The organism is Deltaproteobacteria bacterium (assembly GCA_019310525.1).
GTDB lineage: Bacteria > Desulfobacterota > DSM-4660 > Desulfatiglandales > HGW-15 > JAFDEE01.
Genome location: JAFDEE010000113.1, coordinates 1 through 8,664, shown reverse-complemented (window position 1 = coordinate 8,664; position 8,664 = coordinate 1). Strand labels below are relative to the sequence as shown.

Below are 8,664 nucleotides of genomic sequence, written 5' to 3'. Positions count from 1 at the left end.
AGCGAAGGCGGAAGATTGGGTAAAAGGGGACGTTTTCAAAGGTCTCAGAGATACGTTTATTGAAGGGGCTCGCCTCCTATGCAGGCGAGCCCCTTTTCTTCCTTGCTGCTGAACAAAAGGGCCTCCATCTTTGAAAGCAAGGGCAAGAGGGAGCCCCTGTCGAGGGCGCTGACGGCCACTCCATCCCAGGTCCGGGCCAGACGGGCGGCCTCGCCGGGTTCAAGCAGGTCGCTTTTATTGAGGACCATGAGGATCGGGATTGCTGTCAGGCCCAGCCGTTCCAGGATCCTGGCAACGGAGCGGACCTGTTCTTCCATCCTGGGATGACTTGCGTCCACCACGTGCAGGAGGAGGTCGGCATCATGGAGTTCTTCCAGGGTCGCGGCAAAGGCATCCATGAGATCTCCCGGTAGGTCCCTGATGAAACCCACCGTGTCCGTAATAATGATCTCCCGTTCTCTGGGAAACCGCAATCTTCGGCTGCTGGGATCAAGGGTGGCGAAGAGGCGGTCTTCCACAAAGACGTTGCTCCGGGTCAGGGTGTTGAGCAGAGTGGATTTCCCGGCGTTCGTGTAACCCACGATGGAAACCACCGGCAGCCTTCTCGCATTGCGCAGCCGACGGCGGTTTATCCTCTGCCGTCCGATTTCCCTTAATTCTCTCTTCAACCTGGCAATGCGCTCTCGTACCCGTCGCCTATTGATCTCCAGTTTCGTCTCGCCCGGTCCTCTTCCCCCGATACCGCCCGTCAAGCGGGACATGGCCGTGTTTTTCGTAGCAAGCCGCGGCAAGAGGTACTTGAGCTGAGCCAGTTCTACCTGTATCTTGCCTTCCCGGGTCACGGCCCTCCTGGCGAAAATATCGAGAATAAGCTGACTGCGGTCGATGATCCTCAATTCCGTCAAGTCCGTGAGGGTCCGAACCTGCGCCGGCGTCAGCTCGTTGTCAAAGACCAGGAGGTTGGAACCGGTCTGAAGACACCTGAGAACCAATTCCCGGAGCTTTCCTTTCCCGATAAAAAACCGGGCGTTCGGCCGGGACACGCTCTGAAGCACCGTATCCACGACCTCCAAATCGCTCGAAAGGGCAAGCTCCCTCAGTTCTTCCAGGGATTCCCGCGCCTTCCAGACGGGCCCTGTACTGATTCCCACCAAAACGGCCCTATCTCTCCGCTTCAGATCCTCCCTACCGCCTACCCTGGCCAGTTCGTTTTCCAGGGACTGGATGAGGGCAGGGAAATCAACATCCAGGTGTCCGATATCCGGGACCCTGGAAATCCGCCATCCTTCCCCCTCCACGTTTTTCGGCAGGATATGGGCGAAGGAAAGCGCGCCGGGAACTCCTCCTTCTCTGACCTCCACGCAAACCATGAAATCCAGTCCAAGAAGGACAAGATCAGATATATCCTCGCGGGAGAGTGGCTCGCCCCCGACATGCGTGTGTACGCACCGCAGCCCCTTGAGGCGGCCCTTCCCCAATCTGTATCGACCAAGATCCGGGATAAAAATTTGACGGTGATCTCCTACCACCACGAAAGCGATCTCGCCTTTCCGGGTGATGAGTAAAGCGATCTGCCGCTTAATTTCGTAAGAGAGGAAGGCGAGGCGGCGGGTCAATTCGCGGGTGATGACTTCCTTACCGGAGATCTTTCTCCGGTACAGATTCTGAAGTTGTCTGATTTGGCTCGCCTTGAGACCTGTGGTCTTACCGTAAATTTTCTCTATGGTGCATCCCTCCCAATCCGCTGGCCCTCAAGACAAGGAGTGTCCATAGCGTTCCTCGTCGGCAAAGGGTTCAAAACGGGTGCACTCCTTCTTGAAGTAAAGCTTGAAATAGCCGGTCGGACCGTTTCGCTGTTTGGCAACAATAATCTCGGCAATGTTGGCGTTTTCCTCTGTGGTTGGATGATACACCTCGTCCCGATAAATGAACGCAATGACATCAGCGTCCTGTTCTATGGCCCCGCTTTCCCTGAGATCCGCCAACTGGGGTCGCTTGTTGGGACGATCCTCGACCTTTCGGTTCAACTGGGAGAGAGCGACCACAGGAACGTTGAGGTCCTTGGCGAGGGCCTTGAGGCTCCTGGAAATCTCGGATATCTCCAGTTGTCGGGATTCCGCGGACTTCCTGCCTTGGATAAGCTGCATGTAATCCACCACGACCATGGCCAGGGGAGTCTTTTTCGCCAGGCGACGGCATTTGGCCTTCATCTCCAGGACCCCTATTCCAGAGGTATCATCAATGAAAATAGGAAGGGAAGAGAGGTGATTGGCGGCCTCGGTCAACTTCATCCAGTCCCTGTCGCGTAAAAATCCCGTTCGAAGCCTTTTGGCATCGATCTGAGCCTCAAACCCAAGGAGTCTCATTCCCAGCTGGAGTTTGGACATCTCCAGGGAAAAGATGGCCACTCCCTTGCCGGTCTTGTCTGCAGCGTGGTAACCGATATTGAGGGCGAAGGCAGTTTTTCCCATGCTGGGCCGCCCCGCTATGACGATAAGGTCCGAGGGTTGCAGTCCCGCAGTGAGATTGTCGAAATCCGGGAAACCGGTAGGAATTCCAGTGATATATCCTTCCTGCTCGGCAACGCTTTCCAGCTTGCGAAAACTCCCCTTTATCACATCCTCCATGGAGGAGAAACTTTCGCCGATCTTGTCTTCCGCAATATCGAAGATGGATTGCTCCGCCATGTCCAGCAACTCATCGGTTTCGTGCCAATTCTGAAAACAAGATTCGGAAATAGCGGAACACTGACTGATGAGCTTTCGGCGAATCGACAGGTCTCTGACGATCTGTGCATGGTACAGGATGCCCGCCGAGGTGGAAACAGCGTCTACGAGGGAGGCAAGATAATCGATGCCGCCTGATTTCTCCAGGAGGTTTTTTCGAGTCAAATATTGTGAAAGGGTAATCAGATCAATGGGTTCATTATTGTTGTAAAGTGCGGTCATGCCCTCGAATAGATGTACATGGGCCTCCCTGTAAAAGTCCTCGGGACTCAGGATGTCCATGACTTGATTCAAGGCATCGTTGTTGATCAAGATCCCGGCCAGGATGGCCTGTTCCGCTTCTAAATTGTGGGGTGGGACTTTAATGGAGGGCAAGGCCTTTTCTTTCGCCTGGGGCATAACCTTTTCCTCGCTCTGGCTTACCTGGAGCGATCAATCTGTTTGGCAGAAAAACCGTCGATCCTGGAACACCTTTGGGGAATACCCGTCATTTGCTCTGTCCCCCTCCGGTTTTGGAGGGAATTACTCCTCCGGGACCACGACGACCTTGATCCCGGCCGTTACATTAGGGTGAAGTTTTACAGGGACTTCGAATTCCCCCAGACTCTTGATGGGTTTTTCAAGAAGGATCTTCTTCCTATCAATGCTTACACCTTGCTCTTCAAGGGCCGCCGCGATGTCCATAGTGGTCACGGAACCATAAAGCTTTTCTTCTTCGCCCACCCGCTGAGCGATTTTCACGGTCACACCGGCCAGCCTTTCCTTGACTTTTTCAGCGTCCGCCTGGACCTTCAATCGCCTCGCCTCGATCTTTTTCCGCTGCATCTCGGTGAGCTTGATATTCTGAGGCGTGGCCTGGAGGGCCAAGCCCTTCGGAATCAGGTAGTTCCTCGCATAACCTTTGGCTACCTCAATGATATCCCCTTCGAGTCCCAGGTCATCCACGGTTTGTCTCAAGATAACCCTCATAAATTTTCCTCCCTGCTCCTAACGAATCTATGGATGGGCACTAATTCGCCTTTTTATGATGAATTTTACGAAAATCGATCCACTGATCGAAAAGCCCGGCCAGGGCCAACCCCACCAGGACCACCTGCTGAAACAGAATCAAGATGTATCCACCAACCCGAAGCCACAAAGGAACGCGATATTTATTGAAGAAAAACAGGACGATCGCCAAGCCATGAAAGACATAGATCGCCAGCAGGACGATCAGTGTGTTGGTAGCTATGAATCTTATCCCACCCAGGGGCAAAAATAAAGAAAAACCGGCCAGGATCACGCCCCATACCATCGTATCCGGGGTCCGCCAGTAGTCTGCCCGACCGAAATCCGGGTACTCGAGCCGGGCATGGTGAAACATGGGCCTGCAAAGCACAATGTTCAGCCAGACCACAAATCCCGTCCCGATGATCACCAACGCGGGATAGGTCCGGGCCAGGATCCCGGTCATAACCTTCACATATTCCTGGATACGGGGGTCTTCGCCCTGAAATTCTCCCAGGTTCCCGTAAACCTGGAGGGTTTCCTTCAGATTGTTCTGAAAATACTGGATGATCAGGGCCGGTGGTGACGTCCCCTTGGCGATCCCGAGCCCTGCCAGTATGAGGGCGCCGGCCAGGAGCATCAGGGTGGTGGTTATAAAGACCGCATATCCAAAGGTCATCCGCCTCCTGAAAACCTCGGAGAGGATCAGGCCCAGCACTCCAAACTCTACACAAAGGATCACGATTTGGGGGAACCCGGCCGCCCCTGAAACCAATCCCGCCACGAGGATCGTGGCGCCCACGACCTTGATCCCCTCCATGAGGCCCCGCTTGGCGGCATAATACACAAACGGCAAGGGGGAAAGGAGGCTGATAAATGGTCCAATCAGTGGAATCCAGGCGGAAGAGAAGAGCAGGACGACGGCAGTGCCGATACATCCCAATGCTTCTTTGGTTTTCATGATTCCATCACTGAGGAAGATCCAATCCTTGCCGGCCCTGTGTGGGAAATCTCCGGTCTGTTATCCCGCTACCTGATGGTCGAAGTCGTATAGGGCAAGAGGGCGATCTTTCTTGCCCTCTTGATCGCTGTTGTCAATTCGCGCTGGTGCTTCGCACAATTCCCCGAAATCCTCCTCGGGATGATCTTGCCCCGTTCGGTAGTGAAATACCTCAGGGTCTTGGGATCCTTGTAATCGATCTTGAGACTGCTATCCGCACAAAACCGGCAAACCTTCCGTCGATGGTAGGTCATTTTGCGTCTTCTATTGTACGCCATCACTTACCCCTCCCTGGCTGCTTGAATCGGCCTTTTCTTCCGCTTCGGTTTTATCTCCTCCCTCTTCATCCGTTTTCACTTCAGCGACACTTTCCGTCTCTTTGGTCTCGCGGGCCTTTCTCGCCTCCTCTTCCCGGAGTAGAAGCGCCTCCGGGTCGGCCTTGTCAGAGAGTTTCACGGTCTGATAAAGAAGAATCCGGTCATCGAGCTTGAGCTCCCGCTCCAGTTCCGCCGTCAACCCGGGGTTTCCACAGTATTCAACCAGCACATAGGTCCCCCTCTCGAATTTCTTCACATTGTAAGCCAACTTTTGGGTGCCCCACTCCTCGGTTCTTATGAGAACCCCCTTTTCCCGCTCGATAATCTTACCGAATTTGTCCCTCGCTTCCTGGTATTGTTCTTCGGCCAGGTTCGGGTTAAGAATGTAAATCGTCTCGTAATGTCTCATGCAGTTTTCTCCTTTCGGACATCTTCCCTGTTCGGAAAATATGGTCCCGCCCGGCTGTCAAGGACATACGCAGCACCATGAAAACGGAACAAGGAGCATAAAATATAAAAATGGTTTTGCTATCATTCATTGTTTCAAATGTCAAGGATTTCCCGCCAAAAACAAACTCCTGAGGGGCCTTCAATCCATTTGAAAAGGGAATGAAGATGGGATACAGTGTCGGGACTTCCGGGGGGGCTTCCTTTTCCCCCAGGGCCCGCCCCAAGAATTGTACCGACGGGAGGACAGGGAGGACAACACCGTGTGGATAAAGGAACTGGATATCGCCCGCCGGGCGGCCCGCGAGGCAGGAGAGATCCTTCTCAGGAAACTGGGCCGAATTAACCGCATCTCCAAGAAAGGGGAGATCGATCTGGTTACAGAGGCAGACTTGGCCTCGGAAGAGGCCATCGTCGGCATCATCCGGGAACACTTTCCAAGGGACAGCATCCTGACAGAGGAGTCCGGGGAGTACAGGAACCGGCCGGACAGGGTATGGCTCGTGGATCCCCTGGATGGAACGACCAACTTCGCCCATGGTTTTCCCTTCTTCGCTCTCTCCCTTGCCCTTGAGGTGAAAGGGGATCTCGTCGTGGGGATCGTTTACAACCCAAGGATGAACGAGTTTTTCGAGGCCCTGAAGGGGGGCGGCGCCTTCCTGAACGGCCGTCCCGTCCATGTCTCGCCCACAAAGACCTTGAACGAGGCTTTGTGCGCAACAGGGTTTCCCTATGACATTCGGGAGAGGCCCAAGGAGATTCTAAGCCGCTTCAGGGAGATGATCATCCGGGCCCAAGGCCTGAGGCGTCCTGGATCCGCGGCCCTGGATCTCTGTTATGTGGCCGCCGGTATCTTCGACGCTTTCTGGGAAGAAGGCCTGAAACCCTGGGACACCGCGGCAGGCGCCCTTATCTTGAATGAGGCCGGAGGAAGGACGACCGACTTTAAGGGAAGACCCTTTACACCCTACATGGATACCGTGGCGGCGACCAACGGCCTCCTCCACCAGGAAATGCTCTCCGCCCTGGAGAGAGGCAGTGACCCTTTGGAAATTCCCGGCTGAAGGGCCCTCGATTGGGCCTGCTGCAGGCAGCGATGTGTCTCCAAAGGCATTGGAACGTCCCAGGGGGCGGGGAATATAACCCAAAGCAGATCGAAATTTGTCTGATAGCGACGACTCCCCACTTTTCGGCCGGATCCCCGGTTTGAGTCTGACGCAGCCTGCCCGCCGTTGTCTGGCGGGGCTTGTCACGCCGTAGCCGTAGCGAAGGCGGAAGATCGATTGAAGCCAGACTGTTTCAAAGGTCTCACCCCTTCATCCTTATGGAAAATGCCTCCCCCGCCTCTTTTTCAAGTTCCGTCTCACGGCCCGTGTAACGGGGTGAAAAATGAAACAACGTCACCTGCCCGGCCCCCACCTCGGAGGCGATCTCCCCCGCATCTCTCGCCGTTAAATGATACTTTTCTCTGGCAAGCTCCCGGTCCTCATCAAGGAAGGCGGCCTCGATAAATAGATGGCTCGCTCCACCTGCCAGGTCCCTTATCTTCCTTCTGTTCTTCTCATCCCCCGCCACGTCCGTCACATAGCATATTTTTTGTCCGGGCGATGTTTTCGCTATCCTTCCTGCCAATTCACCGAGCCCGAAAACCCGGCGCTTCACCACCTCTCCCCCCTGCTCCCAGGTTACGGCGAATTCCGAAGAGAGATCCTTTTCCTCTAAAAGGGCTTTCTTGAAACGGGTAATCCAGGGACCAGTCGGCAATCCAAGGGCATCGAGTTCCTCTTTAAGGATATGGATATGGATGTTCTCCACGAGACAAAGGCCAAGGCAGGGGATTCGGTGATCCAGGAGGGTCGCCTCCACCCGGAAAGAGGGTTCCTTCAAGAGAACTCCTTCAAAGGGGGCTTCCAAGTGAAGGTCTTCAGGAGCGAAACGCTTGTTGCACAAGTACCTCCTGGACCGAAGAATCTCCGGCCCGACTTCCGTGACCCGGAGCCGGAATGGGTATTCATATTCATCCACGAGATTCCAAGTATAGCCCCCGAGCTTCCCTTCCACGTGACGAAAGATGCCCGGGGGGCCGAAAAGGTGAAGTTCCCTGTCCCGCCCCAGGCAGGTTCTCAAAAGGGTATCGAACCCGATAAAGTGATCCATGTGGGCGTGGGTGACGAAGACATGGCTGATCTTTAGAAGGTCCCTTGAAGAAAGAGAATGCAAGTCCCCCAGGTCAAACAAAATGGCCCTGCGCTGGAAGCGAAAGGCGATGTACAAACCAGGATCGGAGAAGGGGTCATTAATCAGTCTGGGGTGAAACGAAGCACTCATGGAAATCCTTTGTTCGCCGGTGAAATGCAGATCCCGCCTTCCCGTCAGGGCGGCCCGCCATGTCGGATTTATTGACAAAAGGTACCAGATATGCCATGGTTTGCCAATAACCAATGAAAATCAAAGGTGATTTTCACGGAAACCAAGTGGAAGGATTTCCAAGTTTGGGGAAAACCTGTGTACGGCAGGCGGGTGTAACGATTTAGGTGGAAGGAACCCCGAGCGTTGAACAAAGGCGAATTGGCCAGGAGGGTGGCGGAAAAGGTCCGTTTCAAGAAACGGAAGAAGGAAAGGCAACAGCACCTCTTCCCGGAATTCGACTACCAGCTCATGACCCAGAAACGGGCGCGCCAGATTGTCAACACTCTCTTTCATATCATCGCCAGGACCCTTGAGAGGGGAGAGCAGGTACGCATTTCGGGTTTCGGAAAATTCCAGGTCAAGTTCAAATGGGCTAGAAAGGGAAGACACCCCAGGACCGGGGAGCCGATTATCCTGAAATCCCGGAGGATTGTCACCTTCCGGAGCTTCTCCCGCTTAAGGGAAAAGGTGAACCGCCCGCCGGAGTAAGAGAAGTCGGAGGTCTTCCCGCGAAATCATTCGGGCCTGAGAAAAAAATCCTTCAGGATAGGGAAAAAAACCGGGGTCGTGCCTCCCAGCTGATAAGCCGAGGAGACAAGACCCCGGTCTTTAGGGGGTATCGAGGTTAAGCTTATCGTTCCATTCCGAGGGAAGGTCCTCTCCTCCGATTTGGTTGTTGAGGCTCAAGGCCTGTTGTCGCCCCGCTCCCCGGCCCGATCCGGGATCCTGATCCGGCCGTCCTCCATGACCTCCAGGTCGAACCACCATTTGTTCTCCA

The 8,664-nt window shown here is 54.5% G+C and carries 9 protein-coding genes; 2 read left to right on the top strand and 7 right to left on the bottom strand.

What is annotated here, in order from left to right:
* Positions 1 to 56: 56 nt before the first annotated feature.
* From hflX to rpsF, 6 genes are all read right to left on the bottom strand, one after another.
* Positions 57 to 1,724, bottom strand: coding sequence for a GTPase HflX (hflX, locus tag JRF57_15275; GenBank protein MBW2305064.1), 1,668 nt, complete (start codon positions 1,722 to 1,724; stop codon positions 57 to 59).
* Between the two features lie 27 nt (positions 1,725 to 1,751).
* Positions 1,752 to 3,125: a replicative DNA helicase gene (gene dnaB, locus JRF57_15270; GenBank protein MBW2305063.1), complete on the bottom strand. Its 1,374-nt coding sequence runs from the start codon at positions 3,123 to 3,125 to the stop codon at positions 1,752 to 1,754.
* Positions 3,126 to 3,248: 123 nt separating this feature from the next.
* Entirely contained in the window at positions 3,249 to 3,695 is a 447-nt protein-coding gene (locus JRF57_15265) for a 50S ribosomal protein L9 (GenBank protein ID MBW2305062.1), read from the bottom strand.
* A 40-nt stretch (positions 3,696 to 3,735) separates the two neighbouring features.
* Positions 3,736 to 4,674, bottom strand: a complete 939-nt coding sequence (locus tag JRF57_15260) for a YybS family protein (GenBank protein MBW2305061.1) — start codon at positions 4,672 to 4,674, stop codon at positions 3,736 to 3,738.
* A 68-nt stretch (positions 4,675 to 4,742) separates the two neighbouring features.
* Positions 4,743 to 4,991: a 30S ribosomal protein S18 gene (locus JRF57_15255; GenBank protein ID MBW2305060.1), complete on the bottom strand. Its 249-nt coding sequence runs from the start codon at positions 4,989 to 4,991 to the stop codon at positions 4,743 to 4,745.
* Positions 4,978 to 5,439, bottom strand: coding sequence for a 30S ribosomal protein S6 (gene rpsF, locus JRF57_15250; GenBank protein MBW2305059.1), 462 nt, complete (start codon positions 5,437 to 5,439; stop codon positions 4,978 to 4,980). The genes JRF57_15255 and rpsF overlap by 14 nt, the downstream gene beginning before the upstream one ends.
* 307 nt (positions 5,440 to 5,746) lie before the next feature.
* Between rpsF and JRF57_15245 the strand changes: the two genes are divergently transcribed.
* A complete protein-coding gene (locus JRF57_15245) occupies positions 5,747 to 6,541 on the top strand; it encodes an inositol monophosphatase (protein ID MBW2305058.1) in 795 nt (264 codons plus the stop codon).
* Positions 6,542 to 6,785: 244 nt separating this feature from the next.
* On the opposite strand, the gene JRF57_15240 is transcribed toward JRF57_15245, so the two are convergent.
* Entirely contained in the window at positions 6,786 to 7,805 is a 1,020-nt protein-coding gene (locus JRF57_15240; protein ID MBW2305057.1) for a ribonuclease Z, read from the bottom strand.
* A 240-nt stretch (positions 7,806 to 8,045) separates the two neighbouring features.
* Between JRF57_15240 and JRF57_15235 the strand changes: the two genes are divergently transcribed.
* A complete protein-coding gene (locus JRF57_15235; protein MBW2305056.1) occupies positions 8,046 to 8,375 on the top strand; it encodes an HU family DNA-binding protein in 330 nt (109 codons plus the stop codon).
* Positions 8,376 to 8,664: the final 289 nt, after the last annotated feature.